The sequence below is a fragment of the Corynebacterium sp. HMSC055D05 genome (genome assembly GCF_001810365.1).
Taxonomy (GTDB): Bacteria; Actinomycetota; Actinomycetes; order Mycobacteriales; family Mycobacteriaceae; genus Corynebacterium; species Corynebacterium coyleae.
Genome location: NZ_KV801024.1, coordinates 164,604 through 178,707 on the forward strand (window position 1 = coordinate 164,604; position 14,104 = coordinate 178,707).

The following is a 14,104-nucleotide window of genomic DNA, read 5'->3' on the forward strand; positions in this document are numbered from 1 at the left end:
TTAAACTGTCGGTTAATAAAACTGCTGGTTACGAAAGAAGCAGACGGAGGCGAGAAAGTTGCCATTGGAAATCACTGTCACCAATAGTGAAGAGCTTCTTGAAAGGAAGCGAGAGTGTTTGGCATCTCTAAGGGCCACCACTCGCCTTCCCCATGCTGAATTTCAAGACCTCAAGGTGCTGGCGAATGCCGGCATGTTGAGCGAGGATGAGCGGACCGTGTACGACGAGCTGCAGACAGTTCTCTTACTGCTCGGTGAGGGTCGTTTTGGGAGTGCATGATGCGGCAGGGCGGTTTCTCGGCGACGTAAGAGACACGTTACTTGAGGCGTTGCCGCTGGCATGCAGAGCGGATTTACAGGCGAAAGCCAAGCTAAACATCGACAAGAATATCGTGGTGGGTGATTTCAAGGCTCCTCTCGTTCACGGTGCTGGACAACCTGAGGGCTCAGTGCGCAGGGAAGACTACAGTCAACTCTTTCACGTGATTATCAATTACGAACTGTCATCCGATTCGTCGGAGAAGTTCCTAGCCGTAAAGAGCAGCAAATTCGAACTGCGGGTTGCTACGTCGCCGGGCATACGTTTCGAGTTTGAGCGTGACTACACCAGCGCGCCCTGTGCGCATATCCACTACTCAGGGGTCGCAGGGTTGCTCAGTCCAGCGTTAATGCAGAACTTTCAGGACAAATCAGGCAACCCGAGGAAGAAGGGCCGCCTAGATGAATTGCACTTACCTGTGGGAGGAAAGCGTTTTCGTCCGTCGCTTGAGGACTTCCTCTATTTTGTGATCAGCGAATGTGGATTCCGCGGGAGGCCAGGATGGGAACCTGCACTACAGGAACGACGCCGAGTATGGCTTTCTAAACAGGCTTCTGCGGCAACCCGAGATCATCCCGAAGCTGCTGCAGAGGCGCTCAGGGACCTCGGGTTTACCGTCACTCCCCCGAAGGGGTTCACTACGCCTAAAGCAGATGCGCAATGGTGAATTGCCCGTTAGCTACGGCAGTTCCACACCGCACTGCTTGAGGATCGTTTTGGGCAAGCGGAAGCGAGCAGTCATGCGGGGGTCGACGATCTGGCTGATCTGGGTGTCGCCAACCAGGGATAGCAGCATGAGGGCGTCGGTGGCGTCGAGCGCGGATACGCTCACGAGCCAATCGCGCATCATGCGGGTGGACTCCTTGACGGCGTCCATCAGTTCGATCTCGGAGGAGATGGCGTAGACCGCGTCGCCGGAATCCAAGAAGGGCAGCGGCAGCGGGCGGCCTTCGAGCACCGTCACGCGGATCTTCACCTCGGCCTCGATCTCGGCGCCGCAGACTGTGACTTCGCCGTCGCCCATGACGGCGTGGACGTCGCCAAGGCTGAGGTTCGCGCCGTCGACCTCCACTGGCAGGTACAGGGTGGAGCCGGCGACGATCTCCTTCGTGTCCATGTTGCCGCCGTGCTGGCGCGGCTCACCGGTGGGCACCGACTCGGATGCCGGTGCGGTGCCGATGACGCCGATCATTGGGCGGATGGGGATGGTGATGTCGTCAGAAAACTGCGCCTTGCCATCGCGGATCGGGACGATGCGGGTGCGCTCCTCCACCGTGTCGGGCAGCGCGCCGAAATCAGGGTGGGTGGTCATGGTGGCCTGCTCGCCGACCTCGATGCTGAGGATCTCCACCTTCAGTGTGTCGCCAGGGCGTGCTCCCTTGACCGCGATTGGGCCGGTGGCTGGGTTGACCTTGTCCCAGCCGACGGTGCTGAACAGCTGGGACTCGTCGGTAATCGTGTTGGAGAAGCAGTCAAGGGTTCGAACCGTAACCTCGTCGCCGCTTTCCACATGAAGGCGCCGCTCTTGGTCCGGAGACAGGGCCAATACACACGCGTTGGAATCGATGGAGTGCATCCTTTTACCTCTCTTCGAAGGAACAACCAGCGGATACCTCTGACCATAGTTGGAAACAGAAATTCGCAGGTGAAGGTTGTGAGAAGGGTGGGTGCGTTCAGGCCGTTAGGGGCCTTCAGGGGCCTGGAGCAGTCATTATCGACGAAGCCCGCGAACCCTTGGCACGTGGACACTGCGGCCGGTGGCTTCGAATGTTTAATGTGAAACCCTGCTGTTGTAGGGGCGCTGGCGGCAGTGGCGGTGGCGATAACGAAGTCGCGACTTGACCCCCCGAGTTTCCCGGTACCAAATACGCGGAACACGGGAGCATTGGCTTTGCGAAACACTGAGACCAAAAACCCGCACTGGTACTTCGGGCATTTGGTGTCGATTCAATGGTTGCTCAGTAGATCATGTATGTTTGGGTTTACGCACACCACGTCCTCTCCGGTTCGCCGTGACGGCGTGGTTTTCTCAATTCTTAGGGGGTAATGGATGGGTTAAGGGTCAAAAGGGGACGCGGACATTTTGACCCTTAACCCTAGGCGCCTAAAAGCGCTTGAGAATAGCGGAATCCCCTCCGCCTACTCGCACTCTAAATGGGGGTCGGTGAGTGCTCAACCGGTCTCGGGGGGATGGACCGTGGGCGGAGGGGCCCAAAAGCGGATATAGACGATCGCCCTCAGTGTGTCTACACCTAGAGCAAAAAAGTTTTTCGGTGCAGGGGGGAGGGTGCTATGGGATGATAGCCGGCATGACCATTCAGGCCCGGGCGCTGACATATAAGCGTGAAAAGGAGCAGTCGGGCGCGATCCGTTTGTTGCACGCGGACAACGCCCCGGTGCTACTCGCGGTCGTGGCGGAGCACTTCCCGCGAGGCGCAGAGGTCCGACCTGCGGAGCAGCTCTATCAGCTCATGGCTGAGGACTTCGCAGTGTTGCGCGGTATCTTCGAGCTCCCGAAAACACCCCAGGCGTACTGCAACGACTGGGTGAAAGCCGGGTGGCTGGTGCGCAAGTCCGGCACCAAGGAAACGGGCGAGACGCTTGAACCAAGCGAGCAAACGCTCACCGCGCTGCAGGTGATGGACCGTGTCAGTGCACCGCGATCGGCGGTGACGGCGAGCCGGGTGGCGTCGATAAGCAATGCCCTGCAGGCGCTCGCGCGGGACACGGACCCGAACATCGACTCCCGCCTGAGGCACCTCGAGGCCGAACGCGCCCGCATCGAGGCAGAGATCGAGCAGGTCGAGCGCGGGGAATTCGAGCTGCCCTCCCCCGCCACCGTGCACGAACGGGTGGGCGACATTCTGGAGCAGGCGAATGCGATCCCTGGCGATTTCGCGCGCGTGCGGCACGAGCTGGAAACGCTCAATACGCAGCTGCGCCGCCAACTGCTGGATCCGGAGGGCTCGCGCGGCGACGTGCTGGACGAGATCTTCGCCGGCGTGGACTTGATCGGGGAATCCGATGCTGGCAGAAGCTTCAACGCGTTCTACTCGTTGGTGGTCGACCCGGAACGCGGCGCGTGGTTGGACACGTGGATTGGGCAGGTGCTCGAGCGCGCCGACAACACCGCGATGACACACGAAGAGCGGGCGAAATTCCGCAGGCTGTTCCGCGACATGGAAGACGCCGGCTACGAGGTTAACCGTATGATGACGCGCCTGGCCCGCAACCTACGCAACTACGTGGCCAGCGAACAGTTTGCCGAGGACCGCCGAATGATCGAGCTTTTACGCGACACTCGCAAGCTCGCCGCCGACGCCGCGGAGCGCGAGGAGCTTGCAGCCACCCACAAGATGGACACGCCCTTGCAGCGCATCGGGATGCAGATCACCTCGGTGGCGCAGATCAAGCTGGCGGACCCGGGTGCGGAGGTCATCACCACTGCGGTGGAGGCGTTTGAACCCGGCGAGGGCGACGCGGAGGCGCTCTACCAGGCGGTACGTGAAAGCGAGATCGACTTGGAAGAGCTTATCGCGGCAGTTGGGGAGACGGTTGGGATGGCCGGAGGGGCGTCGATAGGCAAGGTGCTCGAGCGCCATCCCGCCTCCCAGGGGCTGGGGTCGGTGGTGGGCCTTGTGTACCTGGCCCTGAAGCATGGGGTGCGGCAGGACGGCAGCGAAGAGGTGCGCTTCGAGGAAGACGATGGGAGCATTCGCTTGGCGACGGTCCCGCGGTGGCATTTCGACGCCGCAGCAGTAAAGGAGATGCAATGACGGAACCGCTGTGGACGGGCGACACGGGCACCCTGTCCGAGGAAACCCGGCGCGCACTGGTGGACCTGCTCAAAGGTCCGCTCATCACCGCCGACCGGAAGAAGGAAACCTGGCACGCCATCACCACCGACACGGAGACGCTGCGCTCTCGGCTGCACGATGTGTTTTTGGAGCTGGTTGTGGACGAGGACGCCGGCATCGCGTTCACTCGCCACGTCCGCCCGGACGACGAGGACGTGAAAGTGCCGCCGGTGTTGCGCACGGAGGCGCTGACGCACTTGCAAACCGCGATCCTGCTGCAGCTGCGCCACGAGCTGGGCATGTCTACCCCAGGCGAGCGCGTCGTGGTGGGAGAAGATGAGTTGTATGGCGCCATCAGCTACGTCCGTGCGGTGGACAACCGTGACGAGTCCGGGTTTAAGAAGCGCTTCACCGCGGCGGTGAACACCATCCGCAAGTACAGCCTGCTCACCGACACGGAGACCGAGGGGCGCTGGGAGGTCTCCCCTGTGCTGCGCCACATCTTCGACGCTGACACGGTCCACGCGCTGCGCGAGGAGTATCTGCGCCTGGCACAGGAAGGGGAAGAACAGTGACAGAGCAGTTCCGTCTTGCGCGCGTGCAGCTGGTCAACTGGGGCACGTTCGACGGCTACTACGACATCCCCGTCGGCGAGCGTGGGTTTTTGATCACCGGCGCGTCCGGCTCGGGCAAGTCCACGCTTATCGACGCCTTCTCCGCCGTACTAGTCCCGCCTGGCAAACTGCGGTTCAACGCCGCCGCCCAGCAGGAAACCGGCCGTGACAAGGGGCGCAGCCGCGTGTCCTATATCCGCGGTGCGTGGCGCCGCAGCGAGGACCCGGCCACCGGCGAGATCCGCAGCCAGTACCTGCGCTCCGGAGCGACAGCCAGCATTGTCGCGCTGACCTACCGCGCCGGGAAGGAGGCGTTCACGCTCGCCGCAATCTACCGCCTCAATGCGGGACAGCAGCAGGAAGCGCAGGTGAAAACGCTCTACGGCATCTTTCCCAGCGAGGTGGACGTGGACGGGTTCGTGCCGTTGCTGCAGAACTCCCTGGATAAGCGCAAGTTGGAGGCGAAATACAAAACTGCCGGCGTGACGTTCACGGACCAGTACTCCGTGTTTGCCAACCGCTTCCGCTCCAAGCTGGGTATCGGCAGCGAGGAAGCGCAGATGCTGCTGCACCGCACGCAGTCCGCGAAGTCCCTGTCCAGCATGGACGAGCTGTTCCGCAACTACATGCTGGACGTACCGGACACGTTCCAGGTCGCGGAGGACGCCGTGGCCACGCACGAGGACCTGCGCCAGGCGTACGAGCGGCTCGAAGACGTGCACCAGCAGATTGAGACGCTCGCTCCCCTGCCGGGGCTGGACACCAAGCTCAAGGATGCGCAGGCGACGCAGGAGAACAATGCCGCGTTGTCTGCCGCCCTGCCCAACGTGCGACGTGCGATTGAGGCGAAGCAGCTGCGCGAGCGTATGGACGTCAGCTCCGCCCAACTCGCCGCCCTCGAAGTGCAGGCGCAATCCCTCGAGGCCCGCAAGGAAGCGCAGCAGGAGGCGGTGCAACGCGCCGTGGTGCAGAGAGAGCAGGTTGCCGGGCAGAGCCTGGGCGAGATCGAGCGCAACATCGCCCGCGAGGAGCACGAGCTTGTTGCGCGCAAGGCGAAAGTGCGCGACCTGGCGGCTCTGGTGCAGATGGACGGAGCGCTGGATACCGAGCGCTTCGCAGAGCTGAAGGCCCAGGCTGCTGCGGAGCTGGCGGCTGCGCCAGAGCAAGTAGAGCACCTACGCGAAAAGTGGTTTCAGGCCCGAAGCGAGCACGAGAGGCTTGCCGGCGCGGAGGCGTCGGTGGAGACGGAGTTGGCGTCGTTAGGCAACCGCACCTCCAACCTTGACCGGCGGTACGTGGAGAAGCGCGCGCAGCTGTGTGCGGATACCGGGCTGACGGTGCGTGAGCTGCCGTACGTGGGTGAGCTCATCGACGTGCTACCGGAGCAAGCCGAGTGGGAACCGGTGATCCAGCGCCTGCTCGGCGGTTTTGCCGCGACTCTTTTGGTGCCAGCGGAGCGCGAGCGCGAGGTGAGCAGCTGGGTCAATGGCCGCCACTTGGGGATGCGGCTTGAGTACCGCACCGTGCCCGAGGGCGTGGACATGCCGCGCGGACCGAAGAACCCGCTCAGCCTGTTTCATAAGGTGCGCGTGGTGGAGCACCCGATGCGCCCCTGGCTGATGCGCATGCTGGCCACCACCTTCGACTACGCCTTAGTGCGCACCGTGGACGAGCTGGAACGGCAAGACAAGCGCGCGGCCACCATCGACGGCTTGGAGCGCAACCCGGCCGATAGGACTGGCTCCGCCCGGTACGTGAAAAACGACAGGCAGCGCCTGGGCGAACGGCGCAACTACCGCCTCGGCTCCTCCAACCATGCCAAGGTGGAGGTGCTGCGCGCGGAGCTGGCGGAGGCGAAACGCGCGACAACGGCGGCGGGCAACCGCCTAACAGAGGTTGAGCGTAAGCAAAAGGCGCTGGCCAGCGACGTGGAGAAGGCTCGGGCTATCGACGCTATGGAGTGGGCCAGCGTGGACGTCATCAGCGTCGAGGAGCAGTTGGCGAGCCTGCGCGCCGAGCTTGAACGGCTGACCTCCTCGCCTGAAGCGAAGGAGTTGGAGCGGGCGTGGCGCGAGGCCGTCGATACGTTGAAGGCCACCGAGCAGGAGTTGCGCAGCGTGCACGACGAGCTCGCCGTGGCCACGCGGGCACTGCAGGACGATCAGGCGCGGCTGAAGCGGATCGAGTCGGAGCACGTGGAGGTGGACCCGGCGCTGGCGGAGCAGCTGGATGCGATGCTCGCGGCCACCACGCGCCGTCTGACCCCGGAGAACTTAAGCGACAGCGCCTTCAAGGTCACCGCGCAGCTGGACGCGCAGGCGAAGCAGGCGGCGAAGACGATCACGGAATCCAGCAACGCCATCGTGAACATTCTGTCCAACTACAAGTCCCGGTGGTCCGCAGAGTCTGCGGAGCTGCAGGCCGCGGCCGAGTTTGCGGGCGAGGCTATTGCGAGGTTGGAGATGCTGCGCTCGGACCGCCTGCCGGAGTTCCGCGGCCGCTTCCTGGACCTGCTCAACGGCCAGTCCGTGATGCACCTGAACACGATTTACAAGGAGCTGCAGCGCGCGAAGGGCGACATTGAGACCAACCTGGGCCCCATCAACGCGTCGCTGCGCCGCTCCCCGTACACCGAGGGGCGCTACCTGCAGATTGAAGTCCGTGACAACCGAGACCGCGTCGTGCGTGACTTCCTGCAGGACCTGCGCGAAGCGACCGCCGGCAGCTTGAGCGAGGCGGACGAGAAGACCGCCATCGAGCGCTACCACCGCCTGGCCAAGATCATGGATCGCCTCGGCTCCTCCGAGCGTGCCGACCGCAGTTGGCGCAACGTCGTGCTGGACACCCGCAGGCATGTGAAGTTCGTGGGCAACGAGGTGGACGCTGAGGGCACGGTGCACAACACCCACGTGGATTCCGCGTCGTTGTCCGGCGGCCAGGCGCAGAAGCTGGTGTTTTTCTGCCTCGCCGCGGCGTTGCGTTATCGCCTTGCGGGGGTGGATGCGGACGTGCCCCGCTACGCCACCGTGGTGCTGGATGAGGCCTTTGACCGCGCAGACCCTGTGTTCACCCGCACTGCGATGGACGTGTTTGAAAGCTTTGGCTTCCATATGGTGCTTGCCACCCCACTGAAGCTGATCAAGACCCTCTCCCCGTACGTCGACGGCACCATCGTGGTCCACTACACCGAGGATCCCGTCGCACGTTCCACCTTCGAGCTCATTGAAACCTATGCGCCTGCCTGACCAGTTACCTCTCAAGCTCAATATGGAGCAGTTGCTCCTCGACGAACCCGTCGAGGTGTCCATTCCTCTGAAACCCCCAACTCGTGCGCAGGTGCTTGACGACGAAACCCGCGCCCGCGAATTCGTCCGCACCTGGCAAGCATGGGAACCCGCAGGTGAGGTGGAGTGGGCTACGCGTTCCTGGGCGGGCTTGGGCAAACAGGACGTGCCTGTGCGCGTGACCTTGTCCGGGTGGGACCGCGTGGCCGAGGTGGCGGGGCGCGCCGGGGAGGTGGCGCTGGCCCGCGAGCGGTTCGCGGTGTTGGTTGGGTTGTTCCCGGATTGGCCGGAGTTTCGGGAGCGGGCGGCGCACTTGTGGTCGTCGTGGCTTGGGCTGTCGGACGATGACTTCACCCGCCTATGCCTGGCTCTGCGATGGTTTCACGTGAAACCTTCGTCGGGTTTACGCGCCCGGGCCGTGCCGATCGAAGGTCTGGACACCAAGTGGATCGCCGCCCACCGCGGCCTGCTGCAGCGCCTGCTCGGGGTGTCTGACCTGGGATTGGCCGAGGGTGACCGGCTGATGCGGGTGCGGTTTCTGGATGGTGGGCTGGCGCCCGCGCCCGGGTTGCTCGATGTGGCCGTGCCGTTCGGGTCGTTGGACTTGCCGGACGGTTTGCTTGTGATCGTCGTGGAGAACAAGGAGACGTTCCTTGCGTTGCCCCAGGCCCCCGTTGGTTCGGGCGCGGTCCTGGTGTGGGGCTCCGGCTACACCGCTGGCGCGCTGCCGGAGCTGCCGTGGGTGCGCGCGGCGCGCCGGGTGCTGTACTGGGGCGACGCGGATGCGGACGGCTACGCCATCCTGAACGCCCTGCGCACCCGCTTGGACGCCGACGGCGCCCCCGTCCCCGTTGACAGCGTGGCCATGGACGTGGAAACGGTGCAGCGCTTCCTGCACCTTGCCGTCGCCGACCCCGGCGACACAACTCGGGTGCTCCCCCACCTCACCGACGACGAGGAGCGCGCCCGCCGGTTCCTGGTCGCCTCCGGTGCGAAGCGCCTGGAGCAGGAGCGCGTGTCGTTGGAGTGGGCGCTGGCGATGCCGGAGTTTGCGGCGGTGTGGGGTGGTACCGTGGGCGGTACCATTACCGGCGCAGGAGTAGACGATGACTGAACGCTTGTCGGATAAGTACACCTACCAAACCTTCTGGTCTGAGGAGGACGGTGAGTACGTGTCCACCGTTGCTGAGTTCCCGTCCTTGAGCTGGCTCGATGAGGACGCCCAGCGGTCAAGTGCTGGACTACGGAAGCTTGTCGCCGAGGTAATCGCGAACATGCAGCAAACCGGTGAACCTATCCCCCAGCCGTTCGGTCAGCGCGACTTTTCCGGACGGTTCAATGTGCGAGTCAGCAGTTCCCTCCACCGCCGTCTTGCAATGGACGCCGCGCGGGAGGGCGTGTCCTTGAACGCGTGGGTGACGCAGAAGCTCGCGAGCGCGTAAACGGGAACTTCGGTCGGGGTGAGTGCTGTCCGGGTCAATATCCAGCCCCACATGCTTGTGTGGGCACTGGATAGCACTGGCCTGCCGGAAGCAGAGTTGGAGAAGCGGTTCCCCAAACTTTCACAGTGGCACTCGGGTGAGGCTCGCCCAACGCTGAAGCAGGCGAGGGAGCTCGCGAAGCTCGCCCGCATTCCTTTCGGCCGATTGCTGTTGGATGAGCCGTCGGGTGAGCGAGTGGGTGTGACGGACTTTCGGACCGTCGGGAACAAGGCGATGGGTACCGTGAGTGCCGATTTGCGGGAGACTATCCGCTCGAGTCAGAACAGGCTCGCTTGGTACGCTGATTTCGCTGCTGGGGAGGATATCGCACCGCCGACGATGTATGCCTCGGCCACGATCGAGCAGGATCCGGCTGAAACGGCAGAGCGAACTAGGGAGCATCTTGGTGTCGAGAGAGGCAAGCCACTCTCGGGAAGCGACAAAGTAGCCGAGCTCGCTGCTGCCATGGAGGAAAACGGAATCCTGGTAGCGAGAAACTCGATCGTCGGGAACGCCACTTCGAGGAGGCTCAGCGTCGGCGAGTTCCGAGGCTTCACGATCGAAGACGACGGCTACGTCTTGGTGTTTGTTAACACCGCGGATGCCAAAACTGCCCGGTTGTTCAGCTTGGCCCACGAATTGGGCCACGTTGTTCTTGGGCGCACTGGTATCTCTGATCACTCTGAGCATGCAGACGTCGAGCGTTGGTGCAACCGGTTCGCTGCTGCGGTGATCGCTCCGGCGGAGACGGTGGAGCCGGATCGCAACACACGCGATAAAGCTACAAACGCGGCCGGGTTACACGAAGCACATCCATCCGACAAGCGTGAAAGCGGGGGCGCTCTCCCATTTCGCACAATGGTGCGCTCGCGCGTAGGCAGCCGCTTCTTCGACTCGATCACTCGTGCATGGAACCGTGGGCAAATTGCGGATAGCGAAGTGTCCCGCCACCTCGGCGTCAGTACTTACGCTGCTCTCTCCAAGCTCGCGAGTGCGTAAGGCAAAGTACCCTGCGCCACCACTTACCCTGCAGCACCCGTGTTTGCCTTTTACCGTCACCGGCATGACCATTTTGATTTCTTTCATTGAGGCGATCGCGGCCGTCGCCGCAGCAGTACTAGCCGCCATGGCCCTGCAGACATCGAAGCAGGCCAACAAGCTTGCGGAGAAGACCCGCGACGATAGCCAAAAGTTCAAGGATGAGGAGCGCGAAAAGGACGAGGAGCAACGGCGCAACGCGGTTGCGATGAGCGTCTATGCCTACTGGGCGAAGCGGGACGACAACCAGTGGGGAGTGGTGATCAGTAACAAGGGCCCGCGTGCGACGGTGGTGAAGGATTTCCGGGTGGAGGTCAAGTGCAAGGACAAGGAGCGGACCTGCCACGAGTCGCACCAGATGGTCGCACTGCCCGTGGGCGAGTTCTTTATCGAGCACAAAACGACGAAGTATGGCTGGGGCAACCTCGTCTCCATCAACGAAAACGAGCGGTTCAAGCCCGTGGTGTACGCCAACACGTGGCGCGTGGACAAGATCAGCTTCATCGACCACCTCAACGAGCAGTGGACTTACACACCTGAGGCTGGCTACACCCACCAGCCGGCAAGCTAGCTCTGGGAACCATCGCCGCCGTTTCACGTGAAACATCCCTCCGCCATCCCCCACTCAAACACCCGTCCGATATAAACCTCCCCCGCATCGGGCGCGCCGGATAACCTGCCTAGTATGTCTTCTCCCACGCAGGAAGCAGCGCAGGAAGCGCGCACCGGAAACGCGGCGAACTCCACCGCCTACGCGCCGGGCCTCATGGTCAAGGTCCGCGATGAGTTGTGGCTGATCACCAGCGTCACCCAGTCCGTGGACGGGTACCTGCTCAAGGTCCGCGGCCTGTCGGATTACGTCCGCGACACCACGGCGAGCTTCTACACCGCCATCGATGACGTGGAGGTCTTCGACCCCGCCAAGGTGGAGGTTGTCCCGGACCGCTCCCCCGGCTACCGCACCACGCGCCTGTGGCTGGAGACCACCCTGCGCCAGACCCCGGTGCCCCTCTACCAGGAGGAGCTCTCGGTGGCGGACCAGATGCTCATGGATCCGCTGGATTACCAGCTCACCGCAGTACGCAAGGCGCTTAGCGACGACAACCTCCGCCCCCGTGTCCTCATCGCGGATGCCGTCGGCCTGGGCAAGACCCTCGAGATCGGCATGATCCTCTCCGAGCTGATCCGCCGCGGACGCGGTGAGCGCATTCTCGTGGTCACGCCGAAGCACATCATGGAGCAGTTCCAGCAGGAACTGTGGTCCCGCTTCGCCATCCCGCTGGTGCGCTTGGACTCCACCGGTATCCAGCGCGTGCGTCAGATGCTGCCGGCCAGCCGCAACCCGTTCACGTACTTCCCGCGCGTGATCGTGTCCATGGACACGCTGAAGAGTCCGAAGTACCGCGCGCAGCTGGAGAAGGTGCGCTGGGACGCGGTGGTGATCGATGAGATCCACAACGCCACCAACGTGGGCACCCAGAACAACGAGCTGGCCCGCACCCTCGCCCCCACAACCGAGGCGCTGCTGCTGGCGTCAGCCACCCCGCACAACGGTGACCCGGAGAGCTTCAAGGAGATCCTGCGCCTGCTGGATCCAACGGCGGTGATGCCTAACGGGGAGATCGATAAGGACGCAGTGTCTCGCCTGCTCATCCGCCGCCACCGCCACAGCGACGAGGTGGCCAGCGTCGTCGGCGAAAAGTGGGCGGAGCGCAAGGACCCCATCAACATCCCGGTCGTGGCATCCGCGGAGGAAAACGCAGTCGCGGGCGAGCTGGAGCAGACCTGGATCCACCCGGAAGACGCTAAGACCAACCCGGCCCAGGACCGCCTGTTCCCGTGGACGCTGGTCAAGGCGTTCCTCTCCTCCCCCGCCGCGCTGGGCGAGACCATCGAGAACCGCCTCAAGCGCGTCCCCCAAGCGGACATCAACCAGCGCGAGGCTCTGGAGCGTCTCCAAGCATTGAATGCGAAGGTCACCCGCCAGAACTCCAACAAGTACGCCGCGTTGGTGAACTACCTGCACGACATCGGCGTGGGCAAGGGCAAGAAAACCCGCGCGGTGGTGTTCTCGGAGCGCGTGGCAACGCTGCATTGGCTCAAGGAGCACCTGACCAAGGACCTGAAGATGCCTGCCGGCGCTGTCGCGGTCATGCACGGCGGGCTCTCGGACGAAGAGCAGATGCGTCTGGTGGACGAGTTCAAGCGAGAGGACTCCAAGCTGCGCATCCTCATCACTGGCGACGTGGCGTCGGAAGGCGTGAACCTGCACACCCTGTGCCACAACCTGATCCACTACGACATCCCGTGGTCACTCATCCGCATTCAGCAGCGCAATGGCCGCGTGGACCGCTACGGGCAGATGGAGCCCCCGCAGATCGCCGCGCTCCTGCTGGACACGAAGCAGGGCGGCTACGTGGGCGAGCTGCACGTGCTGGCCAAGCTGATCAACCGCGAGAACGAGGCGCACGCGTTGCTTGGAGACGTCGGCTCGCTCATCGGCAAGCACACCATCAACGGCGAGGAAGAGGAGATCCGCAAGGTCATCCAAAACCAGGCCGGCTTCGACGAGGTGGTGAAGACGCCAGAGCAGATCGCCACCACCGACGCGGAGTCGGAGGAGGACCTCATCGATTTCTGGTTGTCGGGCTTTGGGCTTAGCGACGACCCTTCGGACACCCCCGCCCCAGGCCAAACCGCCACCCCAGCGCACACCACCAGTCTGTATGCCTCGGAGATCAGCTACCTCGAAGATGCCCTGAAAGAGGCCTTCTACGGTGCCCCGGAGAAACCCCTCGGCGCCAACGGCGTCGCCTACGAGCTGGGCAACAACGGCGTGGCTGAGCTCGCCCCGCCGGAGGACCTGCGCCGCCGCCTGGACATCCTGCCGCAGGACTACCTGGCAGACCGCAAGGTGCGCGAGAAGTTCCTCCTGGCCACCAACACCGCGGTGGGCAACACGATTCTGCGCAATGCCCGCACGGGCCAGGACGGCTCCACATGGCCCAAGGCCCACTTCTTAGGCCCCCTGCACCCGGTGACGGACTGGGCCGCCGACCGCGCCCTGGCGTCCCTGTCCGCCGGTCAGATCACCGCTATCGCAGGCGAGGTGGACATGCCCACCGTGCTGCTCATGGCAACCCTGACTAACAAGCGCGGCCAGGTGGTCTCCCGCGCCTTCGTCACCGTCGCAGGCGGCATGCTGCCCAAGACCATCGAGGACCCGGTGGCCTGGCTACGCAGCGTCGGACTCACCGAGAACGCCATCAACCCGGAGACGCTCACCCTGCCCGACAACGCGCAGGAACTCGTCGCCTCCTCCGTGGAGGTGGCGGGCAACCAGCTGCAGCCGATGATGGCCGCGGCCCGCAACCACGCAACCAGCCGCATTGAGTACTGGATCGACCGCGCGGACCAGTGGCAGCACGCCAAAGACGACAGCCAGACAGTGCTTCGCGCAGGCCGCTCCGCGAACCTCATCGCCGAGGAGCGCGCGCTGATCGCCTCGCTTGAACCAGACCGTGAACTTATCCGCCCGCTCGTCCTCGTCCTGCCGAAGGAGCAGTAGATC

10 protein-coding genes are annotated in these 14,104 nt (G+C 63.6%); 9 read left to right on the plus strand and 1 reads right to left on the minus strand.

Features of this window, described 5'->3' with window-relative positions; translation table 11 throughout:
* Nucleotides 1–272: 272 nt before the first annotated feature.
* Entirely contained in the window at nucleotides 273–986 is a 714-nt protein-coding gene (locus HMPREF2734_RS00780) for a hypothetical protein (protein WP_070568312.1), read from the plus strand.
* Nucleotides 987–998: 12 nt separating this feature from the next.
* Here HMPREF2734_RS00780 and HMPREF2734_RS00785 read toward each other — a convergent pair whose 3' ends face one another.
* Nucleotides 999–1,895 (minus strand): acetamidase/formamidase family protein, encoded by an 897-nt coding sequence (locus HMPREF2734_RS00785; protein ID WP_070568315.1) that lies wholly within the window; start codon nucleotides 1,893–1,895, stop codon nucleotides 999–1,001.
* A gap of 733 nt (nucleotides 1,896–2,628) precedes the next feature.
* On the opposite strand from HMPREF2734_RS00785, the gene HMPREF2734_RS00790 reads away from it, so the two are divergent.
* From HMPREF2734_RS00790 to HMPREF2734_RS00825, 8 genes are all read left to right on the plus strand, one after another.
* Nucleotides 2,629–4,095, plus strand: a complete 1,467-nt coding sequence (locus tag HMPREF2734_RS00790) for a DUF3375 domain-containing protein (RefSeq protein WP_070568491.1) — start codon at nucleotides 2,629–2,631, stop codon at nucleotides 4,093–4,095.
* Complete coding sequence (locus HMPREF2734_RS00795) at nucleotides 4,092–4,691, plus strand: DUF4194 domain-containing protein (RefSeq protein WP_070568318.1); 600 nt, start codon at nucleotides 4,092–4,094, stop codon at nucleotides 4,689–4,691. The genes HMPREF2734_RS00790 and HMPREF2734_RS00795 overlap by 4 nt, the downstream gene beginning before the upstream one ends.
* Nucleotides 4,688–7,975, plus strand: coding sequence for an ATP-binding protein (locus HMPREF2734_RS00800; protein ID WP_070568321.1), 3,288 nt, complete (start codon nucleotides 4,688–4,690; stop codon nucleotides 7,973–7,975). Before HMPREF2734_RS00795 ends, HMPREF2734_RS00800 begins: the two co-directional genes overlap by 4 nt.
* On the plus strand, nucleotides 7,962–9,128 hold the full coding sequence (locus HMPREF2734_RS00805; RefSeq protein WP_083307993.1) for a DUF3322 domain-containing protein: 1,167 nt from the start codon (nucleotides 7,962–7,964) through the stop codon (nucleotides 9,126–9,128). Before HMPREF2734_RS00800 ends, HMPREF2734_RS00805 begins: the two co-directional genes overlap by 14 nt.
* On the plus strand, nucleotides 9,121–9,456 hold the full coding sequence (locus tag HMPREF2734_RS00810) for a type II toxin-antitoxin system HicB family antitoxin (protein WP_070568327.1): 336 nt from the start codon (nucleotides 9,121–9,123) through the stop codon (nucleotides 9,454–9,456). Before HMPREF2734_RS00805 ends, HMPREF2734_RS00810 begins: the two co-directional genes overlap by 8 nt.
* 51 nt (nucleotides 9,457–9,507) lie before the next feature.
* Entirely contained in the window at nucleotides 9,508–10,494 is a 987-nt protein-coding gene (locus HMPREF2734_RS00815) for an ImmA/IrrE family metallo-endopeptidase (protein WP_070568494.1), read from the plus strand.
* A 64-nt stretch (nucleotides 10,495–10,558) separates the two neighbouring features.
* Complete coding sequence (locus HMPREF2734_RS00820) at nucleotides 10,559–11,104, plus strand: hypothetical protein (RefSeq protein ID WP_070568330.1); 546 nt, start codon at nucleotides 10,559–10,561, stop codon at nucleotides 11,102–11,104.
* Between the two features lie 114 nt (nucleotides 11,105–11,218).
* A complete protein-coding gene (locus HMPREF2734_RS00825; RefSeq protein WP_083307994.1) occupies nucleotides 11,219–14,101 on the plus strand; it encodes a DEAD/DEAH box helicase in 2,883 nt (960 codons plus the stop codon).
* Nucleotides 14,102–14,104 lie beyond the last annotated feature (3 nt).

What these genes read in the sequence shown, in the direction of transcription:
- HMPREF2734_RS00815 (WP_070568494.1), top strand. Translation starts at nt 9,508, where the DNA reads ATGCTTGTGTGGGCACTGGATAGCACTGGCCTGCCGGAAGCAGAGTTG.
- HMPREF2734_RS00825 (WP_083307994.1), top strand. Translation starts at nt 11,219, where the DNA reads ATGTCTTCTCCCACGCAGGAAGCAGCGCAGGAAGCGCGCACCGGAAAC.
- HMPREF2734_RS00805 (WP_083307993.1), top strand. Translation starts at nt 7,962, where the DNA reads ATGCGCCTGCCTGACCAGTTACCTCTCAAGCTCAATATGGAGCAGTTG.
- HMPREF2734_RS00790 (WP_070568491.1), top strand. Translation starts at nt 2,629, where the DNA reads ATGACCATTCAGGCCCGGGCGCTGACATATAAGCGTGAAAAGGAGCAG.
- HMPREF2734_RS00820 (WP_070568330.1), top strand. Translation starts at nt 10,559, where the DNA reads ATGACCATTTTGATTTCTTTCATTGAGGCGATCGCGGCCGTCGCCGCA.
- HMPREF2734_RS00810 (WP_070568327.1), top strand. Translation starts at nt 9,121, where the DNA reads ATGACTGAACGCTTGTCGGATAAGTACACCTACCAAACCTTCTGGTCT.
- HMPREF2734_RS00785 (WP_070568315.1), bottom strand. Translation starts at nt 1,895, where the DNA reads ATGCACTCCATCGATTCCAACGCGTGTGTATTGGCCCTGTCTCCGGAC.
- HMPREF2734_RS00795 (WP_070568318.1), top strand. Translation starts at nt 4,092, where the DNA reads ATGACGGAACCGCTGTGGACGGGCGACACGGGCACCCTGTCCGAGGAA.